Here is a 25,882-nt window from a genome sequence, read left to right as displayed (position 1 = left end):
TCATAGAAAAGAGACAAAAATGCATACCCGAAAAGGTATGCATTTTTTTTAGAATGAAGAGCCGGGTTGCTGTAAAAAATCTAATTCTTCTGGCGTAGATGTTCGACCTAAGATGTCATTACGATGAGGATAACGACCATATTTATCAATAATTTCTTTGTGTCTTAGTTCATATTGATAAGTATTTTCATCATTAAGTTGAGAAAACAATATAACCGCATCTTGATGAATTTTAGGTGATTCTGAATGCATAAATGGCATTATCATAAACTTGCGTTTAACGGGGGTTAATGTCAGATATTCAGGTAACCGGATAGCTTCTTGCGCTAAGATTAACGCCATATTATCTTGGGAGAAGGCTTTTGGCGTATCACGCCAAATATTACGTGAGAACTGATCAAGAATAATAATCTCAGCTAAGCGTCCTTCTATCGTTTCTCTCCATGATGCCAGCTCGCCACGACTTGCACTTAAACATAATTCACCAAATCTGCGACTAATTTCTTTATCAAACTGGCTATCTTTTTTAAACCATTGCTCTGGCGTGCATTCTTCAAACCAAAACGTCAAAGTTGATTGATAAGGGATCATAAAAAAACCACCACGCTAATTGTTTATTAATCAAAACAGCGTTTATTTTCATCAAAATAAACGTCATTGACGGGTTACTACTTTGGTAAGTTACCATTTTAATATAATGACGGCTATTGATCCCTATCCGAAAAAGACATAAAAATAAATCCCCTTTTTAATCTTTAAAGGGGATTTGAAATGCTTCCTAGCTAACGCTTAAATCCATTAAGTCGCGCCATCCATAAGCCAATTTATCTACAAGTCTGTATAAAGTGGTATTCATTCCATTTATTACATTCTGTCGATATTATGATGCAATTTAATTAGTCCGCACATTTTACAAACATCAAATTTATCTCTGTATCACTACCTTGCCTTAAAAATCAGCAGTTGAATATTTTAATTTTTATAGTGAAACCACTAAAAAAGATCTATACCGTCTTATTTTATTTTTTTAAAAAACATCATTTTATGACAATAAAGATTGTTATAAATAACCAGTTAAATCAATGCACTATATTTCAACTTTTAATTTTTTCGGCTTTAATCTTGTTATTATCTTGTGTGATTACCCCCAAAAGAAACCAGAGATCAAAAGTGAGATGAATGTTTAAAATTTGCACATTAGTGATGACATTTATTGAAAAGTTTGCCCTATTCCTCTGTTTCTTTAACAATTTTGGAGTACAATTGTTGCAGTCTATTTACTGAATGATCTGTTATGTCTGCTATCTCTATTATTGGAATAAGCTACCTTATTGGGGCTGTGATATCGTTTATTATTACTTTCTTTTTAACCAAAGATCCTAGTCTTGCCATGCGCCTTTTAAGTGCATTATTAATTGCCTTAACTTGGCCTCTTAGCTTTCCTATGGCACTTATCTTCTCTATTTTTAGTTAATTTTTTAATTTAATCTTAATAACAGTAGTTATATTCTATTAAATTAGAATAATAGCTATTTTCTTTTCTATTCTATTCTTAAATATATTAGCTACTTTTTAAAAATAACACTTTTAGCTTAGATTTTATCTAAAAAAGAATATCTAATTGCTCGTTATTTCATTCAAAAAATTAAAACATTATTAAGTAATATCAACATGTTATAATTAATAATCACTTTATCGAAAATAGAGCGTCATTTTAAAACCTAATATTCGAGTAAATATTTTTATAAATTTACAATCAAACTTAATTTCATTACAGTATCTTATGTAAATTGGTCGAATTCGCATATTATTTACCATCACCAATAATAATTTTTTAATTAGAGCTAGAATATGTTTAGTGAAAATGTCATTACAGATATTATCTATTGGATTGAAGAAAATTTAGAGAAAGATCTAAAACTTGAGAATGTTTCGCAAAAATCAGGATATTCCAAATGGCATCTTCAACGTATGTTTAAAGAGCAAACAGGATTAACATTAGCCTCTTATATTCGAGCAAGACGACTGTCTTGTGCCGCTGTTGAATTACGCTTACAAAGAACACCATTGCTTGATATTGCATTAAAATATCGTTTTGACTCTCAACAAACATTCTCTAGAGCGTTTAAAAAGCTGTTTAATATGACGCCCTATAATTATCGTAGAAAAGAGAATTGGCAGGCTCATGGCTTTACATTGCCGTTAAGAAAATTTAGTGGTTTTAATTTAGATATCGAAATCGTCACTATTGATTCTCTTTCTTTAACAGGTATAGATCACACCTATAATGCCAATGCAATCGATTGGAATTTTAGTACAGAAAAATCACGAGAAGAGTACTGGAAGGTATTTTTTCAAAATGCGCTCTATAAACATGAGCGGGTTTATGCTTTACATAATATTTTATCTAAGAAAAATAATGAATTAACGATAAAATATGCAACCATGATGGAAAATAAACCTGAAGTATATAATGCACAATTTTTGCATAAAGCACATATTGAGAATGCTAAATATCTTAAATTCACGATCCCTGAAAAATTACTTACATTAGAGTATAAAGATATTATCTATAATATTTATGGTATTTTACTTAGGAAGCTCAATATACCGAGAAAAAAAGGATCGCCCGATATTGAGGAATATATTTTTAAGGAGGAATATCCAGTTTCTAGCCTAGCTTATAAACCCATTCCTTTAGTGAAAGATGTGAATTACTATATTCCTATCGAAATTGAGCTTAACGATAAAAAGAAAATAAAATAGTTTTGTTTAAAACCATCTATTTCTAGATGGTTTTTTATTTAATACGCTATAAGAAATTCTTTTTTACTTAATAAAACAATAGATAAGTTCAGGATCATTTTCATCAAGGTTTTCAATACAACCACTTTCAATAAATCCTAACTGAACCAGCATATTTCGCATTGCATGATTAGATTTATTGGTTGATGTAAATAGTTTATTTCCTTGCGTATTCTCTTGAAAATAAGTAATCAAGCATTTTCCATAGCCTTTTTGGCGATACTTCTTATCTATCATCACAAGTTCAATAAATGGCTGGTTAAAAAAGTGATGATGAATAACACCATAACCCACAATCTGTGCATCCACTTCAAGAAGATAAACAGCTTGGCTAGATAGCTAAGCTTTAATTTCTTCAATACGCGAAGCATCCTGTTGAGCATAGGTATCTAACTCAATAAGCGCAGAAAGATGATGGTGTGTGGCGGAGGCGATTTTCATGGTGTTATAATGTAATTTGAATTAGTATAACATACACTCTATATTAGATTATTTATAGCCACTATAAATTAATCAGAAGTGATTTATTTATTCCTATTTAGATACTTAATTTCTAATATCCTATAGCTATATAAGAAAAATATGCCCATTCAGTATCGCCTTCCAAAGTGAACCCCTCTTTAGTATGCCGAGTCGTACCTAACCTTCCCCATCCACTATTATTTGTCACAACAATAACGAAAACTGTATTAGGAAAAGGAATAGGAAATTTATAGTCCCACGATCTACCATCATGAAACCATTCTTCCTTACTCCATTGTTGAATAACCCCTGTATCTCCACACTTCAACCATCCACTAGCATCTTTTTTAGCTGTATTTTTAGCACCATAACTGCCCGCTGGAGCATAATTCCCTTTTAACTGGTATTTTCCATCTGATTCACCTTTGGAATAGCTATAACCCGATGCCAGATAATTCCCTTTTGGCTGATATTTTCCATCTGATTCGCCTTTTGAATAACTATAACCTGATGCTAAATAATTCCCTTTCGGTTGATATTTACCATCAGACTCGCCTTTTGAATATGCCCCTACATCACCTGCGGTCGGTTTATTTTGACTATTAAACTCTTTAGCCCAAGATGTAAAATTACCTGTTCCATACTGGCTACGAGAATAAATACGGCTAGTGTTATAAACATAATACAGCTGAGTAATACCCGCATTTTTTAAAACAATTAACGTACCCGCCATAGCTTCTGGGTAATTTAAATTTGCCGTTGCATTCGCATTGGCAGGCTGAAAATAAATACCCGCTGTTTTATAGTTATTTAAATTTTGATTCGCGCCAATTGAGATCGCTTGACCATTAAAAATATCTTGCGATGTTACTGTCACATCACCACTTAATGGCTTATTATTGACTTTTCGTGCCGTAGTCACATAGTTACCTTTAGCTTGATATTTATTATCTGCTTCAGATTTTGAGTAACTATAACCCGCTGCTTGGAAATTCCCTTTCCCCTGATATTTACTATCAGATTCTGCTTTAGTATAACTTTCGCCTTTAGTCGCATAATTTCCCGCAGGCTGATAACTTCCTTTTGGCTGATATTTATCCTCCGATTCTACTTTGGTATAGCTTTCGCCTTTATTAGCATAATTTCCAGTTGGGGCATAATTCCCTTTAGGTTGATATTTGGTATCAGATTCTGCTTTTGAATAACCATAGCCTTCAGCTTGATATTTACCTACTGGTTGAAAACGTTTATCTGCATCACCTTTAGAATAAGCACCAACATCATTTGCATTAATATCAGCTTTTAATTCAATCCATGCATTACCCGCGACTGGCTCAACATTATTATTTTCAATTTTAGACTGCCAAGCTTTATTTTTATGATAAACCACACTACGAATAGGGTAAGGTTTCCCCGCTTCCGACCACTTAGCAAACCCCTACAATTGCATTTCACCAATAGATTCAGTGATATCGTGAAATAAACTATTCATTTTTTCACGTTCAATATCTTTCGCAGCCGGATCAGTCACTTGGTCACGTTCATAATCATAACCATAGCCTTGTGTATAAGAGACAGAACCATCAGATTGTATTTCAACAGGTACAACTGTTTTATCCCCTTGTGTTGCAAAGGGGGTTTTAAATATTTTAGTCATAGGGATTATTCTCCGAAATTACTCTTCAGAAAGTTTTTACGATATTGACCATAACCAAAAGCTTTTTTGGTTATGATGCGATATTTGACACCTACACCTGAAGGGCGAGGCATTAAATCGAAGTTTTCTAATAAAAGACGTAAACGTTCATCTGGATTAAAATTAAAAACGTAATACATATACGTTATATCAAAAGGATCGAGTACAAAGACTTTGCTATCCTCACGCCAGAAAAAACGTTTAAGAAATTCGTTAATATTGGTTACGGTAGGACTTTGAGTGAGATTGAAATAACGCATTCTCACCAGCATTCTTTTTTGATCTAAAGTCAGCGATAAAGTGTAATCAGCATTTCGTCGAAAATTTGCTTTAAAATTGATTTTCTTTTTACCAAAACCAAAACCTATTTTATTTTTATCACTCGGTGGAATATCAATGCCTAAAGGCACATCTAAAATACGTGACCATACTGATAAACCAAAATCGTTAGCTGTATCAATATTAAATACATCTCGATACCAATTTTGCCAAAAAGTAACCGTAGATTGATTAAAGTAAGTGGCTTTTAAATGAGCTAATGCTTTTAATTTATCTGCATTTTCATATTGCCAGAGGATCGCTTTTAGTAGATCAGAATGAAAATCAAATTCTTGAATATTCATACGATCACCACTTGTACCGCCCCTTTTAGTAATCGGGCAATTTGATTAAGTTTGATAGGAATTAATGCAACATTCCAATTTTTTCCATCCGTTGAAAGCTCAACTTTAGTGACAAATAAATGAGGCTCAACCGCATTAACTGCTGCTGAAATTTCAAAAGGAGAAACTTCTCGCCCAACCACCAGCCCATTATCGCCATCTATTTCGCCCTGAACCCATTTCTCTAACGCATTAGGAATAATAGTTTGCGCATCAATATTGGATTTTTTTACAGACACACGGCAAAACACTGGCACTTCTTTCGGACGTGAAAACTTAATAGGATATTCTTGCCCACTTGCTGGCTCTATTACATTTATTTCAATATCACCATTAAATGCAGCGCCTATTGTTTTTGTTCTTAATAATGATTTAGCAATTTCATGGCTATCTCCACCTTCTACACACACATAAATGCTGTGAGGTAATAATGAGATACCATCGACAACCAACGCTTTATCATTAAAATTTTCACGAAAAGAAAGGGAATTAACTCCCTCTAATTCATATAACGAAGAGGTAATCGCTTCTGCAACACTGACGGTATTTTTAGCTAATGTTTGTTTACGCCGACGCCTTGCCTTTATATCTGACTCAGCATGGCGACCAACAACAGCATGGGTTAAGTTATTCACTTTTTCCCATCCTAATACAGAACTTGCTACTTTATTTAATTGCCCAACACCACAAGTAATAGGACCATATTCTTTAGCTCGCATATCGCCTTTAATTTTCCCATTATTAGCGATAATTAATGGTGATAATGTTTCAAAAATAGCACCTGTTATTGTGAGAGCCTGAGAGCCTTTAGGAATAATAGTACCGGGAATACCCGTAAACTCGACATCACTTAAATAGGAATGTGTGGCATTAATACGCTCTCCGCCCATTAACGCCCATATTGCATCGAGAAAAACACCACCAGCAATATCGGGATTTATTTGATTTGCAAGCTCGGCATTATTACGAACAATGGCATCTCTATTTTCAATTTCCATAGTTGCCAATACCCCTTGTGGGGTTTCTGGCGATAAATTAATAGATTGACCAAATACAGTGCGAAATTCATCTTCGACATTATTTCGTAACGTCGATGTGTCTGGAACAATCACCCCTTTATTATTAATATAACGATAGTCAGCCATTCAATGTAAATCCTCCATATATCGTGCGTATATCTGCCTGATATTTCAATGTCCCCTCTTCTAGAAAAGCATGGAAATAAGTGATAGCAACAACTTCCTCTATTTCTGCAATACGTTGTCGAAATGCCATTTCAAATAAAGGAATATCAACTTGTCGGCTAAATGTTGCAGACCAATAAGGAATTCCTTTATCTTTTTTATGTAGCATTTCACCGCGTACAGCTTTAATAAAATGCTGACAAAGATTTTTTACTGCATCATCGTTGTCACAAATTTGAAGGTTACCATCAGCACCTATCGCAAAATCATTCTGCTGGTTTATTGAAAATGTCCTCATATTGGACTCCCTGTATTATCTTTCCCTGATTGCACCCCACTATGAGTATGTGTTGAGCCGATATCTTTTCCGTTATGGCGCATCAGTCCACCTTGTGAATCGCTATTACCATTTACGGCATAATTACCGTTAACAGTCACATTGCCAGTAAATATCGTTTCAGGTGCATTGATTTCATATTTTGGGGCCTCTAATACAACTTTATCGTTGTGAAGAGAGAAACAGACTGAGCCATCCATTGATTGAATAACTAAGGCATCAATATTCTTCCCATCAATTGCCCATCCTTTGATCGTGTCAGGAAAAAACATCGCATCACTAAACGAATGTAATCGTGTTGTATTAGGTTGATCTTCCAAACCACCACGTTGAAAAATAAGGCTAATGTCGCGATCGCTCGCCTTTAGCCAGCCAAAGTCACCCGGTTTAATTGGCGCTCTAATAAAAAAACCGCCACCACCAAATCGAAACACGGGAATATTAGCAACCGGTGCCCGAGAAATTTTTTCATCATCCGTAGTCAACATCATGACCAAAGGTTTGATCATGGCTCGATTGGTTTGCTCATCATAATTAATGACGGTTGCGGGTAACATATCATCGGTATTCATCATTAAATGGCGAAATGCAGACGAAAAAGCCCCTGCCAATGAACCAACACTGGCAATATCATTATTGGGTTTACTCATAATTAAGCTCGTTTACAAGTTGCGGTATAAGTGAAATCTGCATCATGTGAAGCCACTTTAAATTCAAGCTGCTCAATAATGTAGTCACCATTTAGTGAGGTATTTAATTTGCTATCGAGGCGAAGCATTCCGCCTAATTCAGAGGTACTATCGATAAGATAACTCACCGTTAATCCACTTTCTGTGGCTTTGGGAATGCCAATCATACCTGAGTTCATATTCAAAATACGAAATCGGCTTTTTAATGCTTTATCATCATCTTTTACGAATAACGTATCATCATCAATAAAAGCTTTAACATTTCCCGACTCTTGTAAACGCTCTATTTGATGTAATGCCGAGCCACAATAATACCAATTAGCAATATTCTTATCGGTCGCCTGAAAATCCAATTTCACACCACAATCATTGGCAATGGCTAACGCGATTTCACTCAATTTTTGAATAGCGCCACCACTAGAGGAAATAATTTTTCCAGAACAATGATGGCTGGTTTTTGCAGATAACGTTACGGTGACATCCGGAGGAGAGTCTATTTCTGCACTGACAATATCGCCAATAAAAAGTGAGAATAACCCAGAGTTAATTCGACCAACTTCTAAATAAATTCGTCGAACTTGCTTATTTTTATTATAAGGACTTGTTTCCGTCAGCAAATAATCTCTTGTCTCGGTATTAAGCCCTGTAATAGCGATTTGACATTCGTTTTGTAATGGATTTGCATATTTCTTTCCTCCTGCAAATATACGCAATCCTTCATACCATTGAAGTCTTTCACCAACCTCAATCCCCACCCTTATTCGCCGAAGATCCATCTTCATCACTCCAATACACTAATGATTGTGTTTTTGTAAATTCCTCATACCACGGTAAAGCATCATTTTCTGTTAGAAAGATTAAATTAATCCCTTGGTTTAAATAGCGATAAGGGATAATAGGTGTATTAGCAACTAAGCGAATACCTGTAATAAGGACTTCTCCATCTCGCTCAATATCACAAAACATTGTTTGATTAGCGACTTTTAGCGTAAATATCCAATCAACACCGGCTATTTCGACAGAAAATCGCTGATTAGGAATAGCTTGTAATGGAATAACTTGCATTTTATCTATCTCCTATTTTTCTTTTTTTCCTGCTTGTGTTGATTTTTTACTTTTGACATTGCCACGATTAACTGTTGAGGTTTGCTTTGGTTTTTTGGTTGATTTAGAGGATTTTTTATTATATTCGGGCTCTATTGTTTTCCATTCTGTAAATTTAAGTTTTAATTCGATGGCATTCACTTTTTGGGGATCTTCATCGTGAGTCAAACTTTCTAACAACATTGGTTGATAAGTTTTAACTCTGGTTTGAATTCCCACTAATGTATGTTCATCATAAAGCTGCTTTATAATAGAATAACGATCTGCAATATCACCCGTTAATAGTAACTCGACATCTATACTAATAGGATTAATAATGACGTGGTCGCTACGATTTTCGCCATTTTCAACCGCAAATTTAATAACTTGATGACTATCCGTAATTGAAACTTTCATCGGATTAACACTATCAAATAGCGTTGTGAATGACTCTAAATCAAAGATCCTAACTTCAGTTATCATAATTAACTCTTTAATCCGCTAGAGTGTTGCTGTGAAATTTCTTTAGCATTTTTATCATACAATACTTCACCTACAGCTTTCGCAACAGCTGGGCCATCGGTGGCTTGTGTTTCAATTCTTATTTCACCAATTTGAACATTATTTTCATGTTTAGTGTTTGATTGGTTACTGATCATTTGGCTGGTCATCGGATTTAAACTATTTGTCGAAGACAGTGTTAATCCATTATTTAACGCATTTACATCTAGTACTGGATTGTAATACCGTGTTGCTGGTTTTGGCTGTGGTATGGTGTAATTGAGACTACCTTCATCAGATAATTGTCGCTCTACTTTTTGAACAACAGTGACCTCTTTTTCAGCATCGTCCATTCCCAAAAAGCTTTTTGCTGATTGCCAAATTCCTTTTATAGAATCAATACCTTCATTAACCCAACCTAATATTTTCTCTATATATTCCCACATCCAACTAAATACACTAACCACTGCATCAGAGACAAAAATAAAGACACTAATTATTGATTGCCCCCACTCGATAATATTATTAATGCCCGCATTAAGCGCTATAACGAATTGATTAAATGCGTCAGATATATAATTCCAAGCAGCAATAAATTGTTCAGCAATAACCTTTGAAGCAATCTTTAAAGATTGAACAAAAACTTGCCATGCTTCCCATACCACCATTATTGCGTCTTTAAGCGCGGGGTATTGATCCAAAATACTACCTATCATTGAATCATTACCATTAATAAAATTCATAATATCGTCATAGACGAGTTTAAATGCTGTCGCTAAGAGACCAATAACAGCTGCAATCGCTAATATAGGAAGCGCAGTTGCAAGTGTAGCAACTGCCGCAGACACCATCGCAGGCAGATAATAAATAGCAACAGCGCTACCAATAGCGGAGAAAAAACCGATAACAAAATCTTTATTCTCAATACAGAAATTAACTAATTTATCAAACCACGTTATTCCTTTTGCAAGAACAGGAATGATTATCTCCAAAAAGTTATTTTTTAATTGCCCCGCTAATTGATCAAATTTATTCATTACTGCATTAAGTTGAATAGAACTTTCGATACTTTCATCATTAATACCAGAGAACTGTTTTTGCACGCCCATTGTGCGCTCTAATTCTTCCCGACCTTTCATCATTAGTTCAATGGTTTTTTCATCCACAACACCCAATTTTTCCAGTTCTTTTTGGGCACCGTCAAAGCTCATCCCTTTGACTTTATCTGCGGTTTTTAAAAGTTGTTCAATAGGATCTTCTGTATCAGTAAATGCATTTGCCATTGCAGTTAAATCAGCTTGAGCGACTTCTTTTGTGCCTCCCATTTCAGCCATCGCCCCAGAAAAAGCATCGATATCGATAGCCGCGATACCTATCTTTTTACTTAGTTTATCTAGTGACTCTATTTCTTTGGCGCGATCTAATGAAGCAGTGAAAACCTTTTGCAAAGCTCCCGTAATATCCTTAACTCCCATGGCGTTAAGAATATAATCCTTCATTTTCTCTACGGTCTTTTGATAGCTTTTACCTGTCTCATCAACGCTCTCGCCTAATCGACGTTGAGCCTTTGCTTCTTTAATCGCAGCATCAATACCTTGAGTTTGCATTGTGCCAATAAAAGTATCGTAATCGGCACCTAATTGTTTAATCAGTGCATCAATAACAATTTTACTTTCTTTATTTTTCTTCTCTGCTTCAGTTAAAGATCCCAATTCATTATTCAGTGAGGATAGTTGATCCTCCATCGCATCATATTCAGCATTAAGACTTGCTAAAATGTGAGCTTCAGCTGCACCATTGTTATTGACCAATCCTCTTTGGTAATCTAACACCGACATAGAACTTTTCAGGTCATCAATACTTTGTGTTACTGAATTAATTTTATCTTGAGTTTCACTAATATTAAGATCGATATTTATTGGCTCATTGAGTGATAAGCCCAACATGCCCACTAAGGTTTCTTGCAAGAATTTATCAAACTCTTGCGTCCCCATTAGCGCACTTTTGATCATGCTTTGAATTGAATTTTCAATGGTTACAGAAGCAGTTGTAATTTCATCGCTATTAAATGAAATACTTATGTCATGATCTTCAGGTAATTCACCAAGATTGAGATGAATTTCTTGAACAAAGTTATAGAAACTAGTAATGCCGCCTGAAACCCCCTGCTCAATATTTTTCATTTCAGCAAGAATTTCATCTGCTGACTTTCTGATATTTGCTAATGCACTATCAGATACTTCAGCCTCCAACATCAGTACCTGAGAAAATACCTGTAATAGAGACATTATCTCTCCTTTGACGCCGCAAGCGCCTCGTTATAACGATTAGTAATCGCGATCTCCCACAGATCAAAGGCTTCTTCTAGATCTATGGTTGTTTTGAGTTCTGTGAAGGAGGCGAAACCCGCGGAGATGATGACTGCAAAGAAGCCATCAGCGTTTTTATAATCGACGGGAGAGAACCGCTGAACTTGCCTAGAAGGTATTGTAGGAAATTTTGGCTCCCGTCTTTGCCGAAAAAACTGGTGTTGTACTTCAGCATTTCGAGTTCAAGACGAATCAAAGCTTCCCCATCGGGCACATGATTATCAATTAATGTGCTGGTTTTTAGATAAATTTCTTGGCCTTCTTTTTCGATTGCAACATAAGCCATCATTTTTAACATGGCTTCTTTGCTAACTTCATAATCACCAATTTTGGGTGCATTTGATAAAGGGTATTTAGCAAGAATTTCTCGTCCAATCGTTGCAGGCAATCGGCTAATAATAAAAGTGTGTTCTTCACGATCACTATCAATAACAGTGATCTCTTTTGGTTTAATTAACATAATTAAATTCCATAAAAAAGGCGACCGAAGTCGCCATTAGATGAATAAGAATAACGCTAAAAATTAACGTGCTCTGACACGATCAAAGTCTTGGAAAATGAAGGTGTATTGCTTAGATTTAAGGCGAGCATTGTTTGATATTGAATTACCACGGCTACCATTAGTAATTCGGCCATTACGAGCAGTGGTAATAGAACCATCACCATAAGAAGCCACTAGTGTAATAATATCGCTTGCATGACGACGTCCTCGTCTTGCTGTATTTGCATCAAGCAAAATAGCCAAGTTTTCATCTTCTTCGCTTCCTGCTAATACGTTGATTGTCACAGTTTGAGGTGTAGGAGCCGACCAACTCACTAAATTACCATTAATATCTACTGCGGTTGCTGTAATATCGACAGCCGGTAAATCTAATGGATCACCCTCATCTGAAAATGTGGTAATAGGAATACCTGCAGGAAATGTGTTGCTTGCCTGAATAATTAAACTCAAACCTGTTGCTGAAATATCGTTCATTGTTTGTTCCTTAAACTAAATTGTGTGAGCCTTCAACTTTACGAACCCAATCGCCTTTACCGTAAATTAATACATATTTCATGGTGTATTCGGGTAAATTAGATGGACCTGTTTCTTCAACGATTTCAGCGTTGTACCAATAACCTTTGTTTTGTACATCGTGCCACGCTAAATCATCACCAGCTGCATCTGTAATTGCGATTTTTTGTACTTCAGTCAGCTTTTTACTGGTAAGAATAGTGCCATTGTTTAATGCTTTCGTAACAGCGCCGGCAATAACCATCATTGCTCTTGCTTCACCATCTTTATTAGCTGGAATACCGCGAGTGGAAAGTAATAAGCTTAACCATTGCTGTGCGATATAGGCTTTTAGCCATTGCTCATTACTATGAACACTCATATCTAATGGATTAGAGGCATTTCCACATAAAAATCCACGTTGATAGAAACTAATATCAGTGCCAGTAACAGCCGTTTCGCCATAATAGTTAATGCGTAATTTATCTAATCGATCAGCCGCAATATCTGTTTTAACTTGAGATGGGAAAGTAATACCGAATTGGCGATACATATAGTTAGTGGTCGCGTTTGTGCGATCAAAATCTGTTGCCGCCATAATTGCCATAGGTAGAGCTTGAACAAAAAAGCCATCATCTGTTTTTAAATTTAAGCCCGTTGATGCGGTACCGATTAATGCTTTACTGTAAATTTCGGCTTGTTTATCTGGAACTGACAAATAGAGCTGGTATTTTACATTTTCGCCTGCAATGTACTCTGCTAGTTCAACGCTTTGCTCGACCGTAAGTTCGGTCAAGAATGTTGCACTACCAAATGAATCAGAAATCGCTTCGGCAGCGATAAATGCTTGAAGAGCTGTTTGTGCAACATTACCTTCAGATGCCTCTCCGTCACTTAATCCCATAGCATCAGCTAAAGGCGAATGTTCCATAGTGATCGTCGCTTTTTCTTGTACACCACCACTCATCAAAAAAGCACCATCAAGTGCATTAAAAGTGACATAGCAATTTGCAAATTGAGGTTCACTTTCAGTGTTTAGTTTTTCTTGAATAAGAGAAGCAACATCTGCGTAAGACTCTGCATCTTTTAGAGAAATATCAGTAATATTTTTAGAGATATCACCGATAGTCAAAGTAAATGCACCTTCTTCAATCAGCTTTAATTTATCAAGAGTTGCTGCTGGTGTGCCAAATAATGTCGGTGCTCGACCTACAGGTTCAAAAGAAGCAATTTGTAGCTCTTTAGGTTTACTAATAGGCGCAGGGCTAACATAACTAAAATATTGGCGAGCAAACTTCGCTTCTGGTGATCCTGCACCAAGCAACTCATCCACTTGCCCACTGGCAAATTCAAGTACTTTCCCTGCTGGAATTTTAGGGTTTGTTGAGAAAATACGGGCTGTAAGTTTGCGCATAGGTGCAGCTGATGCACCAACAACCGCGCTCGCAATATCAATATAGCGAGTTTGTTTAATAGACATATTTATCCTTAAATACGAAATAGATTAGAAATAAGTAAATTTGTTGCAGCAGTGTCTAAAGATAACGTACTGGAAAAAGTGATATTAAAATCAAATGAAGGATTATGCTCATAGCTATTTCCAGCATTCATTATCGGCGCTCGTCTAATTTCGCTCGCTCGTTGTATCCCTATTCCCACTTTTCTCATTGATTCAACAAAAGACAACGAATTAATAATCATTCGAGTCATTCTAACTAAATCACCTGCTGTTAAATTTGGATGTTGTTTAATAAAACCTTGAACCTGAAACGTTAATTCAATCAGTTGTTGTTCTTTATGGTTTGCATTATTACCTTGAACATTGTAATTCCTTTTTTGCCAACCTTGGCCAACCTCCTTTATAGGGAAAAACATAATAATATTACTATCTTGTCTTTTCTCTGGCTGAAAACCAGCAATAACCTCAACATTAATATTTGCTGATTTAAATTGTTTTAATAGTTGTTCATGAATGGCAATATTAATATCATTATCTTTCATTTCACCTCCTTAATATAACTCTCCTTTTCTTTAAAAATATTTAATCCATTTTGTTTTATAAATAATTTTATTGATTATAAATTATTTAAAGGGCTTTTTAATTAATACACTCTTGGCGAATATAATCTTGTAACCCTAAAATTATCTGTTCTGATTGCGCAATTCGTTCTCTGAGTATCCAATAATTTCGGATAGCGGTGTCAGTAGGTCTGGCGGGGTTTGCATCAACCAAGCTGGTGGTGGAAGTGGCTGAGACTTTAGGACACTCGGCTTTGATATACACCCGCTCAGGAGCGCGCTCACTAATATCACGCAACTGATCAATTTCTTTTTTTGCATGAACAAGTTCCTGTAAATGACGATTATCAAGTTGATTAAGCCGATTTATTCTTAATCGATAATCTTTATTCTCTGCAATCTGCTGAATAAGAGATTGGTTAATATTATCGTATTCCTGTTGTAAGGATTTGTTTTTATCAATTAACCAAAGCAATCCTATTCCTAAGCATAAAATCGCTATTAGCATTATTTTTGATAAATAATTCATAGTAACAACCAAGCATCTTCAAACACTTTTTCTGAATAAGGTTGATAGCCAAGTTCAATATTAACAATCGCAACAGCTAAAGGAATGGTGACATTTTTTAATTGTGTATTAATTGGGTTATTAGCATCAATACCAATTTCTTTTGATGCTCGGCTAATATAGCCTTCTGTATTATTTTCGTTAGGTGGAGCATAACGGTTGATAATTGTTCTAATGGTATTTAAACCATATTTTTTCTGGTATGTCTGTAATAATTTGTAGATAGCTCGTATTCCATATTCAGATGAAATAAATTGGCAAAAGTCTTTATCTGTTTGCTCAAAGGATAATCCCTGCCATTTCGAACCATGCCGAATATTACCAGGGTTATTATTACGCTCACCTCGTGCTATTTTAGCCATTTTTAACTCCTGCTCTTCCTTTAAGGAGTTTACTCACGGAATCTACTCCGACATAGCCAATAAACACACTGGCTAAATAAGCAAACTCATGATTAATATTAAATAAAATTAGAATATCTTTAATAAACCAAGCAAACATTGCACACATCAGCCCATCTATAGAGGTTTTTTTCCATCCTCCGCCGTTATATAAACCTCGAAGAATAGCCATTCCTCCAGCTAGAGAGGCTGATATTCCTTGCTCTTTCATTGAAGAAAGAACGATAAATATCTGTTCCCATAGATCTGGATTTTCTTTCATTGTTTCTCATGGCTTACCTCCAATAGGAGGAACTGTAATAAATAATATACTCATCCACAGCACTTAAATTTAAGCACTGTTTTAACATGAGTATGTTTGTGTTTTATTTATCTAATTAGATAAATGGCGGATATAAAAAAAGACCACATTGTGGTCTTCAATTAAAAATAAAATTTAACAGATATCGTTAATTATCTTAGTTAAGAAAATCGAGATACAAAAAAACCCCACCGAAGTGAGGCTATTTATATTCTGTTGTGAGGTCTTTAGATACAAATCTCTCACTGTGGGGATATAGTATGCTTTTTTTTCCTGAAGGTCAACAACTAGTTTCTACAAAAATAAATAAACAAAGAAAATTATTACTTAACAGTTACTTCTTGAAGAATTTTTTCCGACAGAGACTCTTCTTTAAAGCATTCTTCAACTAAATGTTCAAATAGCGGCTTATAGTTACTGTACGCAACAGTTTTAGAAACACTCACTACCGCTTGTACTTGTTCTAATACTTCGCTGAATTTTAACCGAGGATACCCGCGTCCTGAACATTGATTACAAGGTTTGAAAACAGGCATGTCTTGTTTTTCGCTCTCTTTTTTATCTAAAATTTGACCACGCCCATGACAACGACATGCTAAACGAATTTCAGCTTTTCCCTTACATGTAGGGCAAACAACACGAGTTCTCTCTCTCACCTCACGGTAAGAGGTTTTATTTATTGGTTTAACTTTCAGCTTATCTTTAAGGTTTCGCTCAAGCCCTTTAACTGATTTTGAGGTGTAGCTTTTGGTGGTAAAAACTTCAACCTCAATAAATCCATTACAGCAATCAGGACACGCTTTCTTACTTGCGGCACTTCTTGCGTAATCCTGAAAAGCATAATTAGCAATAATCTGCAAAACTTTGGCTTTATCGTTTTCAGTTAATTTATCAATCGCTTTATATTGATAAACTTGGGTTAATGCGTATTGGTAAAGACTTTCTATCGCTTCGCTTGGGTTATTAATATTATGTTTAGCTAAAAACAGTTCTATTCCCATGCGCCCTTTTCGCGTTACTAGGCTAATTGATGTCATAACATCGGTGACTGAAAGTGAATCTACCGATTTAATGGTTCTTACATCATTTAATACAATGCTTTTTGGTGAAAAATATTTCGGTAAGTCTGCTAGTCTCATTTAATGCTCCTTTTGATTTCCTATCACTACTAATTGGTCATCCATGTACCACGACAAGGCATGGCATTTATGCATCTAAATCACCCGCATTTACGGCGTTATCTCAACGTGATTTTTACTTACCACTCTTGCATTGGTTTATTTAGTTACTTTTTTGTACTTTTCGCACTTTTATTAACTAATGGTTAATGCTATATTTTAACCGAAATGACGTCAAGCAGCAAAGGAAATTAACCAATGGTTAAAATTGATAATAAAACGGAGTTCACAAAAAGGCTTCAAGAAGCTTGCTTAGATTCGGGGATTGCTGGGCGTGGGTTAGGTAAAAGAATTACGGATGCACTCTCTGAACAAGGTATAAAAGTCAGTGCTCCAGCAGTGTGGAAATGGCTAAATAGCGAATCAATTCCCGATCCAACCAATATCTTAGCATTAAGTCAATGGCTTGATGTTCGTGCAGAGTGGTTAGAATATGGACGAGGTGCTAAAAAAAACGATGGTGTTTCAGTCAATGAAATGACACCTGTTGATGATTGGGATAATAATACACCGATAGAACGAGATGAAGTGGAGATCCCCTTCTATACTACTATTGAATTAGCTGCCGGTTTCGGAAGTTGTACCACGGATAATCAGAAGGTGGAGTTATTGAGATTTTCTCGTTCTACATTTAATCGCTATGGCGTTCAACCTAGTGATGCCGTTGCTTTTAAAGTTCATGGTGACAGTATGTCTCCTGTTATTCCTGATGGTTCAATTGTCACTATCAGTACAGGACATACAAAAATTGTTGATGGCGGTATTTATGCTATTCAACAAGGCGATCTTTTGAGAGTCAAAATTTTACATCGACTTCCCAATAATACCATTATCATCCGTAGCTATAACACTATTGATTACCCAGATGAGCGTTCTACATTAGAAGAAGTGAAAATTTTGGGTCGAGTATTTAATTGGTCCGTGATGGGTTGGTGATCGTGATAGATCGATAATCATAGTAATACACGAAAACACGACAATCTTTTATGTGGTGTTTTTTTAATATATATCCATAAAATTTACCCAAGAAAAAACCCGCTATCTCTTACGAGATAACGGGTTCTTATATGGTGCCGGCTACCGGAGTCGAACTGGTGACCTACTGATTACAAGTCAGTTGCTCTACCAACTGAGCTAAGCCGGCTAATTCTGGCGGAAGGATAGAGATTCGAACTCTAGGATGGTTTCCCATCGGCGGTTTTCAAGACCGCTGCCTTCAGCCACTCGGCCATCCTTCCATAGCGCGGAATTATGCCTATCTCTGACCCCGCTGTCTAGTCCTGATTATAAAAAAAATGACTTTTTTATCTGTTTGCTCAATCTTCAAACGCTTTCTGCTTAAAAAATGCTAACTCACTAATATAGTGGTTAATTTTTGATAACTAGAGATAAAAAATCATAGTGATATCGAGAGATAGATGGAGCAACCCAAAAGAGTTAAATAAAAATAAATAAGAGGAAAAATGAAAAATAGAATTATAGATAAGAAAAAACCCGCTATCTCTTGCGAGATAACGGGTTCTTATATGGTGCCGGCTACCGGAGTCGAACTGGTGACCTACTGATTACAAGTCAGTTGCTCTACCAACTGAGCTAAGCCGGCTAATTCTGGCGGAAGGATAGAGATTCGAACTCTAGGATGGTTTCCCATCGGCGGTTTTCAAGACCGCTGCCTTCAGCCACTCGGCCATCCTTCCATAGCGCGGAATTATGCCTATCTCTGACCCCGCTGTCTAGCTCCGATTGTAAAAAAATTGGATTTTTTTGTTTGTTTGCTCAAAGTTCATCCGAATATCCCTTTTAAAGTGATAACCTGTTAATATAATGACTGAATAATGGTGATTGTTTATTCAATTTTCTATTTTTAATTACATTGTCTCTTAAAGGCTCGCAAACTGAATGCGTACATTGAACCAACTCAAGCCAAATACACTGACTCGTCTATATGCCCTGTTTCTTCTTTTTATGGTCATATCGCTCTTTCTATACGCTTACAGTTATTTTGACACTTGGCTAGATAGCAAAAAAAACGCTATCAGCAATACGACTCACAAATTTGCTCGACAGGTTGAAGATTACCGTTACCACTCTAATCAGCTTTTTCAGCTATCAAATAAAATAACCGATACCTCGACGTTCCCTATATTGCGACTTAATCCAATAAGATTACGTTCTGATGTATTTTGGCTTGAAGGCCGAGATCAAACCGTAGATTCTATTATATTCGGCAAACCCAATGAGCAAACCTTTCAGTTAGCACAACGATTTGCAAATTCACTCGAAATTCTTTGGGGAGTGCGTAATGATTACAGTTCACTTTATTATCTAAATGGTAAAGGAAATGATCTTATCTTAATTACGACTCATTCTGTGCTTAAGCCGGAGCTCCGTTACAAGGAAAGCTATTTAACATTAACGGCTGAAAACAAACGATCTGAGTTATTGATGCAATCAACAGCATTAGATGAAAAAGAGAGTCTTTCTCCTATTAGGAAGATGTCTACGGAAAACATCTACTACTACACTTATCGTATTATGTTTAATGTACCGGGCCAGTTAACCAGCGTAGTGGCGTTTGATTTGCCTATCAATAACTTCTTGCCTTCAGAATTGTCTCCACACTACTTAAGACTACTTCCAACAGGCCTGCAATCTGTTTACGACAAAAATAGCATTGAAGTATCAACGGATGGCTCCTCACTGATTTTTTCTCAACCTATTGCAGGGATCCCCTATTCACTCTCTTATGAATACCCGTTGAAATCGATTATAAAAGAGATTGCCTACAAAAATATTTGGTTATTAATCAGCCTGATGGTATTTATTTCTATCTCCATTTTTGGCCATATCTATATTCGGAATAAGTACGTTTTCCCTTATATCTCTATGACTCGTAATCTACGGATAAAAGAAGAGATGACAAACGATATCATTTCGAACCTTCCGATAGGATTATTAGTCTATAACTTTTCCTCTAACCATAAGATTATTAGTAATAGTCATGCGGAAAAATTGCTGCCTCATATCGATTTATCTAAAATCCGCCAAATGGCAGTTGAGCACAATGGTTTAATCCAAACGGCTATCAACAACGAAATTTATGAAATAAGAACCAGTAATAATAATAATATTGACAATACATCATTATTCATATTTCTGAATAAAGATAACGAAGCATTAATCAATAAAAAATTACAACTTGCACAGCAAGAATATGAGAAAAACACCATCGCACGACGCAAGATTTTATCTAATATGTCATTAGAATTGATGCGTCCCATCAAAGATATAAATGAGATGGTTTATCAATTCAAAGAATTATTACCTGAAGATACTCATCAACAATTGCTTAGCTTATTATTAGAGAAAACAAATTACATTTCTGAGTGGATAGAAAACATTACATTAATTAATAAGTTAGAAAATCAAGAATGGAAAATTCATAAGGATGAATTTGAGCTTTCAACATTAGTTGAATCTATTCTGATAACATCATCACCTTTTATGATAAGAAAAGGCCTAACACTTTATTTCCACAATAATATAAGACCAGGCTTACTTTTAATTAACGATGGCCCTGCTTTAAGTAAGATTATTTTATCATTGATTAATTATGCCATTAGTACGACTAATTATGGAAAGATAACAGTTAATCTGAATTTAGTTCAAAATAAAGATAAAGAAGAAATACTTATTGATATTATTGACAGTGGAAGTGGGCTTACACCTCAAGACATTGCTAATATAAAATACCCATTTTTAGGTCAAGCTATGGGAGACAAATATTATTCTAATTCAGGTATCATTTTTTATTTGTGTCATTTGTTATGTAATAAAATACAGGGAGAATTAACTATTAAGAGCCAAGAAAGTATTGGTTCTCATTTCCGAATTGTACTCCCATACCAGCATATAGATACGGAAGAGCGAACATTTAACGTATTATTAGAGGGAATAAACGCAAAACTCGCCATAAAAAACCCTGAAATAGAAAAAATCATCTGCCAACAGCTTGATAAATATGGCGCTACATACTTTGATAAAAATAGAGAGAATCTTTATCCCGAATACGATATCATACTTAGGGATACACCGAATGATAACCCTGAATCTCCAACAATATTATTAATGAGCTCTATTGTTGGATTTGAAAAAATATCAAAAGATTTAATAAAGTGTAACTATAACTTCGGTGATCCTTTAATAGAGGCTATTACTTATTTAATTGAAGAAAATGAGTCATTTCCCCTAGATACAACTCAAGAGAGTATTTGGGATGAAAATAATAACCTTGATAAATACGAAGTAATTCTTAATAATTATAGGAAGAAGTTGAATGGTAGTGATTATAAGGAACTATTTATCAGTACTGTTCCTATTGATGTTGAAAAACTACACTTAGAAGCAACAAATAAAGACTTTCATTCTCTAGCCCAGACAGCTCATCGTCTAAAAGGGGTTTTTGCCATGTTAGATTTAGAATATCTCAAAGAAAGCTGTGAATATTTAGAGCATGACATAAAAAATCATAATGAATTAGAGATCAAAGAACGTATCACTCAACTGGATAAATGGATTCAACAGTTGCTGCAGCAAGGTAACAATTAAACATGAATAACCTTAATATTATTATTGCCGATGATCACCCAATCGTTTTATTCGGTATTCGTAAATCTTTAGAACAAATTGAATGGGTCAATGTTGTTGGTGAATTTGAAGATTCAACTTCACTTATCAATAACTTACCTAAGTTAAATGTGGATGCTTTAATTACTGACTTGTCTATGCCTGGCGATAAGTATGGTGATGGTATTACACTCATTAAGTACATTAAAAGACATTATCCTAATTTGTCGATTATCGTACTAACAATGAATAACAACCCAGCTATTTTGAGCGCAGTCCTTGATCTTGAAATTGAAGGTATTGTGCTTAAGCAAGGTGCTCCAACTGATCTGCCAAAAGCATTGGCTGCGCTGCAAAAAGGCAAGAAATTTATGCCTGAAAGCGTTGCGAAGCTACTTGAAAAAGTCAATGCGAATGGTTACGGCGATAAACGCTTATCACCAAAAGAGAGTGAAGTGCTGCGATTATTTGCTGAAGGTTTCCTCGTCACTGAAATCGCGAAGAAACTGAATCGTAGTATTAAAACGATTAGTAGTCAGAAAAAATCAGCCATGATGAAATTAGGTGTCGATAACGATATCGCATTACTTAATTACTTATCATCAGTGACTATTGATAAGGAAATTAACGGCCCAGATTAATTTCACCGTAGTTACCTTAGTCGCACCGATAAAATCAGGAAGCTCAACCCTTTGTGGGAGCTTCTCTGCTTTTTAGTCTTTCCTTTATCCCTCTTTCTCTTTGGGTTTACCTCTCTTTTTCCTTGTAATCTCCGCCTTGTTCACAAGCGCTTATAAGCTGTATAACTTATCCCTCTATTTCTTCATACCTTTATTAGTTTCAGTGCTCACAGAGCATTGTAGAGGCTTTATTGCCCTGCTTTTTAATCAATTTATCTTGTTATGACTCTGCTCTGTTTATCTATCAAAATGCTTTTTAAATACATCATTTTTCGCCTTGTTTGGGCTTAAAAATAAATAAAGACTAATAAATTAGTCTTTATTTACTCATTTTATCGTTCACGACCTAGAATTATTCTTTAGGAATATGCTTCACCAACACTTCTCTTAAAATAGAAAGTGAAACAGGTTTGGATACACAATCATTCATTCCGGCATCAATACAGCGTTGCTTCTCTTCGGCAATCGCATTCGCCGTCACTCCTATTACAGGCATATCGCTGCCTATTTCTCTTATATGTGTTGCCAACTGATAGCCATTCATGTTTGGCATATTGACATCCGTCAGAACGATATCAACATAGTTCTTAGCTAAATACGTTAATGCATCACAACCATCTTCTGCTGTTGCTGTATTAAAACCAATTTTTTTCAGTTGATCGGTCAACAATAAGCGGTTTATTGGATGATCATCGACAATAAGGATTGTTAAGCTTTGTAAGCTACAATCTGTAGTTTGCTCCACCATCTCCACACAATTTGCTTCAACTTTATTTTGTGGTAATTGCAGTATTATTTTTGTTAATTCATTTAGTTTATAAGTACTGCATACCCATACGTTCTCAGCTATTTTCTTCGATGGCTCAAAGTAGTGTTCGTTGATCCTAATAAATTGGCAGTTATCTTTTCTTGGTAGATCGTAGTCCGTAATAATAAAGTCGTTTGAAGAGATCGCCACTTCTTCAGTAAGTAATTCACAGCTCAAACCGAAATAACGAAGATATCGGCCAATAAAGCCTTCCAAATAAAGATTTTTAATATCTATAAAGCAACGAACATTACTTTCTTTATAAATATTCTGTTTAGAAGACGATTCTATTCCTTCTAAGGCTCCATAAAGGGGTATACGAACCGTAAAGCGGCTACCAATATTTTCTTGGGAAACAACACTAATATCCCCATCCATTAAGTTGATCAGTTTTTCACAAATGGCCAAACCTAATCCCGTTCCCTCTGATGCACTTTCTGTATTTTGAGATACTTGGAAGAATGGCTCAAACAGCTCATGCAATGCTTTATCGCTAATGCCTCGCCCTGTATCGTGAATATCAAAATAGAGATAATAATCATCTTTATAAAGATGTAAGGTAATACATCCCGTCGTGGTAAATTTGATACTGTTATTCAAAAGGTTAGAGATAACTTGTTGTACACGAACAGGATCGCTATTTACAATTTTTGGTACATCAGGTTCGATAAAACAGTAAATAGCCAAGTCTTTTTTCGCAATCAAAGGTAAATAGTTAGAAATAACAAAAGAGAGCACTTGGCGACAATTAAATGGCTTAATATCAATTTTTAACTGTTTAGATTCAATTTTCGAGAAATCGAGAATATCACTAATAATTTTTAGCAATAGCGATGAGGAGTTATCCATTGTCTTTAGTAATCGAGAAGTATCATCACTTTGTGTAAGCGACTGCAATAATTCTAGATTACCAATAATGCCATAAAGTGGTGTTCGTAATTCGTGGCTGACCGTTGCTAAAAACATCGATTTAGCTTGGTTAGCTTGCTCCGCAGCTGTCGCCATATTTTGTAGTGAGCGCTCCATTTTAACCCGTGCGCTAATATCCACTAAAACACAGATAGCCACATCCTCATTTTGATAACGTGAGTTAACAAAGCTTATTTGTAGATGATTACGATTGTTGGTCACTACATCGACCATATTGCTACTTTTCTCAGCAATAATAGAAAGGATATTTTGTTTATCGCTATGACTAAGCAAACGAAAATAGTTATGTGCTAGCTCGTTACTTAAGATGATCATACCATCGCGTATTCTAAGAATACTGATCCCGACTGGCGCTGATGCCACAATCTTATGGTTAAACTGTTCGTGCTCTTCTAGACGAGAGGCATTATTTTCGGCTGGAGAGAATATTTTTCTCTCAAAGATCCAGACGAAAATAAAAATCATAATGGCTGAGATAATATTTAAAATCAGCGCATTAAAAATCGTAAATTTAAATTCATTTAAAATTTGCTTGAGTGGTAATGAATACACCACGCTAAAAGATGAAGGTAATAATTTACGCTTAGCAACTAAGTCACTAAAGTCTTCATCAAAACCAAAATAAGGGGCACTGACATCAGGAGCCTGTTTAACGGTATGATAATTATTTTCTGCCGGATAGCTTAAAACAGTAGTATTTCTGCTATTAAGAAGATGAATTGAAATCACTCTATCTTTGGCAGGAGAAAAATATTCAAGACGAATAGCTCTTTCAATACCAATCAAACCAATAAATTTACCTGAGGCATAAACTGGCGACATAACATATAAAATGCCACTATCCCCTTTTGCATCTGGCACTATCCAATATTGGTTAACTTCTTTACCTTGTGCGCGTTGATTAACATAGTTACGTGTATTTTCGTAAACCATCTTTTTCAACATTTCAGTATCAACCGGGGAAGCACGTAAAGGGAAATTAATCATACACATGCTATGAGAGCCAACCATGAAGACTTGGTTTATCCCTTGTAATGCCGGAGTGTTATCTTTCCAATAATATAAGATGCTGTTAAAGGAGCGGAAATAGTTGTTTGTTTGCCCTTTAAATAATTCACAATCTGCGGTGTCATTAAGTTTATGAAGAGAGAATGGCCCTTCATAAAATAATGAGTTTTTCATGCCTGGGTTTAAGTTAATTTGTTCTTGGTGACGTTCTGCGAGGTATTGTAAATCACGGATAGTACCGGAGGTTTGCCTAAAGAAACTAAGAAGGTTGGTGTAGTTATTACTGTACTCTTGCCGAATATCAGACTTGGTATCATTAAAGATATTGATGAGGTAAAACATGGTTAGCAATGCACCCATCGCCCACAACATGATACCTAATATGCGAAAAAGGTAGCGGGAAATTTTTAACGATGTTTTAAAGGACGAGAGATATCTCAAACAACCACCCTAATCAATATTCCTACCGCACAAGAAACTTATTCTATTCTAGCAGAAGTTACTGAATGTCTGAATGATATGATCTTTATCATCAGGATAATTTTTTCTGATGATAAACTGATCCTACCACATAAAAAAAG

The 25,882-nt window shown here is 35.5% G+C and carries 24 protein-coding genes, 4 tRNA genes and 2 pseudogenes; 5 read left to right on the top strand and 25 right to left on the bottom strand.

Annotated elements, in window-relative coordinates; genetic code table 11:
• Positions 1 to 48: 48 nt before the first annotated feature.
• Positions 49 to 591 (bottom strand): DUF924 family protein, encoded by a 543-nt coding sequence (locus GTK47_RS10140; protein ID WP_165122962.1) that lies wholly within the window; start codon positions 589 to 591, stop codon positions 49 to 51.
• Positions 592 to 1,294: 703 nt separating this feature from the next.
• Here GTK47_RS10140 and GTK47_RS10135 point away from each other — a divergent pair.
• Entirely contained in the window at positions 1,295 to 1,474 is a 180-nt protein-coding gene (locus GTK47_RS10135; RefSeq protein ID WP_036912664.1) for a GhoT/OrtT family toxin, read from the top strand.
• A gap of 377 nt (positions 1,475 to 1,851) precedes the next feature.
• Positions 1,852 to 2,766 carry a helix-turn-helix domain-containing protein gene (locus tag GTK47_RS10130; RefSeq protein WP_165122961.1) on the top strand — a complete coding sequence of 305 codons (915 nt, stop codon included), beginning with the start codon at positions 1,852 to 1,854 and terminating at the stop codon, positions 2,764 to 2,766.
• A gap of 63 nt (positions 2,767 to 2,829) precedes the next feature.
• On the opposite strand, the pseudogene GTK47_RS10125 reads toward GTK47_RS10130, so the two are convergent.
• The 19 genes and pseudogenes from GTK47_RS10125 to GTK47_RS10030 all read right to left on the bottom strand — a co-directional run.
• Positions 2,830 to 3,123, bottom strand: a pseudogene (locus tag GTK47_RS10125) (GNAT family N-acetyltransferase); the annotation flags it as partial.
• A 235-nt stretch (positions 3,124 to 3,358) separates the two neighbouring features.
• A complete protein-coding gene (locus GTK47_RS20510; RefSeq protein WP_347147093.1) occupies positions 3,359 to 4,561 on the bottom strand; it encodes a pyocin knob domain-containing protein in 1,203 nt (400 codons plus the stop codon).
• Positions 4,544 to 4,924, bottom strand: a pseudogene (locus GTK47_RS20675) (hypothetical protein); the annotation flags it as partial. The gene GTK47_RS20510 and the pseudogene GTK47_RS20675, both read right to left, overlap by 18 nt.
• A 5-nt stretch (positions 4,925 to 4,929) precedes the next feature.
• A complete protein-coding gene (locus GTK47_RS10105; RefSeq protein ID WP_165122959.1) occupies positions 4,930 to 5,586 on the bottom strand; it encodes a DUF2612 domain-containing protein in 657 nt (218 codons plus the stop codon).
• Positions 5,583 to 6,770 carry a baseplate J/gp47 family protein gene (locus GTK47_RS10100; protein WP_165122958.1) on the bottom strand — a complete coding sequence of 396 codons (1,188 nt, stop codon included), beginning with the start codon at positions 6,768 to 6,770 and terminating at the stop codon, positions 5,583 to 5,585. Before GTK47_RS10100 ends, GTK47_RS10105 begins: the two co-directional genes overlap by 4 nt.
• Positions 6,763 to 7,107 (bottom strand): hypothetical protein, encoded by a 345-nt coding sequence (locus tag GTK47_RS10095; RefSeq protein ID WP_099660640.1) that lies wholly within the window; start codon positions 7,105 to 7,107, stop codon positions 6,763 to 6,765. The genes GTK47_RS10100 and GTK47_RS10095 overlap by 8 nt, the downstream gene beginning before the upstream one ends.
• Complete coding sequence (locus tag GTK47_RS10090) at positions 7,104 to 7,796, bottom strand: Gp138 family membrane-puncturing spike protein (protein ID WP_088495168.1); 693 nt, start codon at positions 7,794 to 7,796, stop codon at positions 7,104 to 7,106. Before GTK47_RS10090 ends, GTK47_RS10095 begins: the two co-directional genes overlap by 4 nt.
• Before the next feature lie 2 nt (positions 7,797 to 7,798).
• A complete protein-coding gene (locus GTK47_RS10085) occupies positions 7,799 to 8,611 on the bottom strand; it encodes a hypothetical protein (protein ID WP_165122957.1) in 813 nt (270 codons plus the stop codon).
• Complete coding sequence (locus GTK47_RS10080) at positions 8,580 to 8,900, bottom strand: hypothetical protein (RefSeq protein WP_165122956.1); 321 nt, start codon at positions 8,898 to 8,900, stop codon at positions 8,580 to 8,582. Before GTK47_RS10080 ends, GTK47_RS10085 begins: the two co-directional genes overlap by 32 nt.
• A 12-nt stretch (positions 8,901 to 8,912) precedes the next feature.
• Entirely contained in the window at positions 8,913 to 9,401 is a 489-nt protein-coding gene (locus GTK47_RS10075) for a phage baseplate protein (protein WP_165122955.1), read from the bottom strand.
• Positions 9,402 to 9,403: 2 nt separating this feature from the next.
• A complete protein-coding gene (locus GTK47_RS10070; protein ID WP_165122954.1) occupies positions 9,404 to 11,707 on the bottom strand; it encodes a hypothetical protein in 2,304 nt (767 codons plus the stop codon).
• Between the two features lie 82 nt (positions 11,708 to 11,789).
• The gene (locus tag GTK47_RS10065; RefSeq protein WP_075674210.1) at positions 11,790 to 12,248 is read right to left on the bottom strand and encodes a hypothetical protein; all 459 of its coding nucleotides are present in this window, start codon (positions 12,246 to 12,248) and stop codon (positions 11,790 to 11,792) included.
• A gap of 63 nt (positions 12,249 to 12,311) precedes the next feature.
• On the bottom strand, positions 12,312 to 12,764 hold the full coding sequence (locus tag GTK47_RS10060) for a hypothetical protein (protein ID WP_075674211.1): 453 nt from the start codon (positions 12,762 to 12,764) through the stop codon (positions 12,312 to 12,314).
• Positions 12,765 to 12,774: 10 nt separating this feature from the next.
• Positions 12,775 to 14,262: a DUF3383 domain-containing protein gene (locus GTK47_RS10055; RefSeq protein WP_165122953.1), complete on the bottom strand. Its 1,488-nt coding sequence runs from the start codon at positions 14,260 to 14,262 to the stop codon at positions 12,775 to 12,777.
• 8 nt (positions 14,263 to 14,270) lie between these two features.
• Positions 14,271 to 14,783, bottom strand: coding sequence for a hypothetical protein (locus GTK47_RS10050; RefSeq protein ID WP_165122952.1), 513 nt, complete (start codon positions 14,781 to 14,783; stop codon positions 14,271 to 14,273).
• A 97-nt stretch (positions 14,784 to 14,880) separates the two neighbouring features.
• The gene (locus GTK47_RS10045; protein WP_165122951.1) at positions 14,881 to 15,330 is read right to left on the bottom strand and encodes a lysis protein; all 450 of its coding nucleotides are present in this window, start codon (positions 15,328 to 15,330) and stop codon (positions 14,881 to 14,883) included.
• A complete protein-coding gene (locus GTK47_RS10040) occupies positions 15,327 to 15,731 on the bottom strand; it encodes a structural protein (RefSeq protein WP_165122950.1) in 405 nt (134 codons plus the stop codon). Before GTK47_RS10040 ends, GTK47_RS10045 begins: the two co-directional genes overlap by 4 nt.
• The gene (locus tag GTK47_RS10035; protein WP_088495157.1) at positions 15,724 to 16,032 is read right to left on the bottom strand and encodes a phage holin, lambda family; all 309 of its coding nucleotides are present in this window, start codon (positions 16,030 to 16,032) and stop codon (positions 15,724 to 15,726) included. The genes GTK47_RS10040 and GTK47_RS10035 overlap by 8 nt, the downstream gene beginning before the upstream one ends.
• Positions 16,033 to 16,394: 362 nt before the next feature.
• The gene (locus GTK47_RS10030; protein ID WP_165122949.1) at positions 16,395 to 17,210 is read right to left on the bottom strand and encodes an antitermination protein; all 816 of its coding nucleotides are present in this window, start codon (positions 17,208 to 17,210) and stop codon (positions 16,395 to 16,397) included.
• A gap of 237 nt (positions 17,211 to 17,447) precedes the next feature.
• Between GTK47_RS10030 and GTK47_RS10025 the strand changes: the two genes are divergently transcribed.
• Positions 17,448 to 18,185 (top strand): helix-turn-helix transcriptional regulator, encoded by a 738-nt coding sequence (locus GTK47_RS10025; RefSeq protein WP_165122948.1) that lies wholly within the window; start codon positions 17,448 to 17,450, stop codon positions 18,183 to 18,185.
• A gap of 132 nt (positions 18,186 to 18,317) precedes the next feature.
• Here GTK47_RS10025 and GTK47_RS10020 read toward each other — a convergent pair.
• From GTK47_RS10020 to GTK47_RS10005, 4 genes are all read right to left on the bottom strand, one after another.
• Positions 18,318 to 18,393, bottom strand: a tRNA-Thr gene (locus tag GTK47_RS10020).
• Positions 18,394 to 18,399: 6 nt separating this feature from the next.
• Positions 18,400 to 18,487 (bottom strand) — tRNA-Ser (locus tag GTK47_RS10015).
• A gap of 289 nt (positions 18,488 to 18,776) precedes the next feature.
• Positions 18,777 to 18,852: transfer RNA gene (locus tag GTK47_RS10010), tRNA-Thr, on the bottom strand.
• A gap of 6 nt (positions 18,853 to 18,858) precedes the next feature.
• Positions 18,859 to 18,946: transfer RNA gene (locus GTK47_RS10005), tRNA-Ser, on the bottom strand.
• A gap of 202 nt (positions 18,947 to 19,148) precedes the next feature.
• Here GTK47_RS10005 and rcsD point away from each other — a divergent pair.
• Positions 19,149 to 21,857 (top strand): phosphotransferase RcsD, encoded by a 2,709-nt coding sequence (rcsD, locus tag GTK47_RS10000; protein WP_165122947.1) that lies wholly within the window; start codon positions 19,149 to 19,151, stop codon positions 21,855 to 21,857.
• A 2-nt stretch (positions 21,858 to 21,859) separates the two neighbouring features.
• Complete coding sequence (gene rcsB, locus GTK47_RS09995; protein ID WP_006533269.1) at positions 21,860 to 22,516, top strand: response regulator transcription factor RcsB; 657 nt, start codon at positions 21,860 to 21,862, stop codon at positions 22,514 to 22,516.
• Positions 22,517 to 22,907: 391 nt separating this feature from the next.
• Here rcsB and rcsC read toward each other — a convergent pair whose 3' ends face one another.
• The gene (rcsC, locus tag GTK47_RS09990; RefSeq protein ID WP_165122946.1) at positions 22,908 to 25,742 is read right to left on the bottom strand and encodes a two-component system sensor histidine kinase RcsC; all 2,835 of its coding nucleotides are present in this window, start codon (positions 25,740 to 25,742) and stop codon (positions 22,908 to 22,910) included.
• Positions 25,743 to 25,882 lie beyond the last annotated feature (140 nt).

The sequence above is a fragment of the Proteus sp. ZN5 genome (genome assembly GCF_011046025.1).
In the GTDB taxonomy this organism is placed as follows: Bacteria; Pseudomonadota; Gammaproteobacteria; order Enterobacterales; family Enterobacteriaceae; genus Proteus.
Note: the sequence above shows the minus strand (reverse complement) of the source record. Positions and strands in the feature narration are given on the sequence as shown.

Bases quoted from the DNA above. Each gene is read 5' to 3' on its own strand.
- GTK47_RS10140 (WP_165122962.1), bottom strand. From the start codon at position 591: ATGATCCCTTATCAATCAACTTTGACGTTTTGGTTTGAAGAATGCACG.
- GTK47_RS10135 (WP_036912664.1), top strand. From the start codon at position 1,295: ATGTCTGCTATCTCTATTATTGGAATAAGCTACCTTATTGGGGCTGTG.
- GTK47_RS10130 (WP_165122961.1), top strand. From the start codon at position 1,852: ATGTTTAGTGAAAATGTCATTACAGATATTATCTATTGGATTGAAGAA.
- GTK47_RS10105 (WP_165122959.1), bottom strand. From the start codon at position 5,586: ATGAATATTCAAGAATTTGATTTTCATTCTGATCTACTAAAAGCGATC.
- GTK47_RS10100 (WP_165122958.1), bottom strand. From the start codon at position 6,770: ATGGCTGACTATCGTTATATTAATAATAAAGGGGTGATTGTTCCAGAC.
- GTK47_RS10095 (WP_099660640.1), bottom strand. From the start codon at position 7,107: ATGAGGACATTTTCAATAAACCAGCAGAATGATTTTGCGATAGGTGCT.
- GTK47_RS10090 (WP_088495168.1), bottom strand. From the start codon at position 7,796: ATGAGTAAACCCAATAATGATATTGCCAGTGTTGGTTCATTGGCAGGG.
- GTK47_RS10085 (WP_165122957.1), bottom strand. From the start codon at position 8,611: ATGGATCTTCGGCGAATAAGGGTGGGGATTGAGGTTGGTGAAAGACTT.
- GTK47_RS10080 (WP_165122956.1), bottom strand. From the start codon at position 8,900: ATGCAAGTTATTCCATTACAAGCTATTCCTAATCAGCGATTTTCTGTC.
- GTK47_RS10075 (WP_165122955.1), bottom strand. From the start codon at position 9,401: ATGATAACTGAAGTTAGGATCTTTGATTTAGAGTCATTCACAACGCTA.
- GTK47_RS10070 (WP_165122954.1), bottom strand. From the start codon at position 11,707: ATGTCTCTATTACAGGTATTTTCTCAGGTACTGATGTTGGAGGCTGAA.
- GTK47_RS10065 (WP_075674210.1), bottom strand. From the start codon at position 12,248: ATGTTAATTAAACCAAAAGAGATCACTGTTATTGATAGTGATCGTGAA.
- GTK47_RS10060 (WP_075674211.1), bottom strand. From the start codon at position 12,764: ATGAACGATATTTCAGCAACAGGTTTGAGTTTAATTATTCAGGCAAGC.
- GTK47_RS10055 (WP_165122953.1), bottom strand. From the start codon at position 14,262: ATGTCTATTAAACAAACTCGCTATATTGATATTGCGAGCGCGGTTGTT.
- GTK47_RS10050 (WP_165122952.1), bottom strand. From the start codon at position 14,783: ATGAAAGATAATGATATTAATATTGCCATTCATGAACAACTATTAAAA.
- GTK47_RS10045 (WP_165122951.1), bottom strand. From the start codon at position 15,330: ATGAATTATTTATCAAAAATAATGCTAATAGCGATTTTATGCTTAGGA.
- GTK47_RS10040 (WP_165122950.1), bottom strand. From the start codon at position 15,731: ATGGCTAAAATAGCACGAGGTGAGCGTAATAATAACCCTGGTAATATT.
- GTK47_RS10035 (WP_088495157.1), bottom strand. From the start codon at position 16,032: ATGAAAGAAAATCCAGATCTATGGGAACAGATATTTATCGTTCTTTCT.
- GTK47_RS10030 (WP_165122949.1), bottom strand. From the start codon at position 17,210: ATGAGACTAGCAGACTTACCGAAATATTTTTCACCAAAAAGCATTGTA.
- GTK47_RS10025 (WP_165122948.1), top strand. From the start codon at position 17,448: ATGGTTAAAATTGATAATAAAACGGAGTTCACAAAAAGGCTTCAAGAA.
- rcsD (WP_165122947.1), top strand. From the start codon at position 19,149: ATGCGTACATTGAACCAACTCAAGCCAAATACACTGACTCGTCTATAT.
- rcsB (WP_006533269.1), top strand. From the start codon at position 21,860: ATGAATAACCTTAATATTATTATTGCCGATGATCACCCAATCGTTTTA.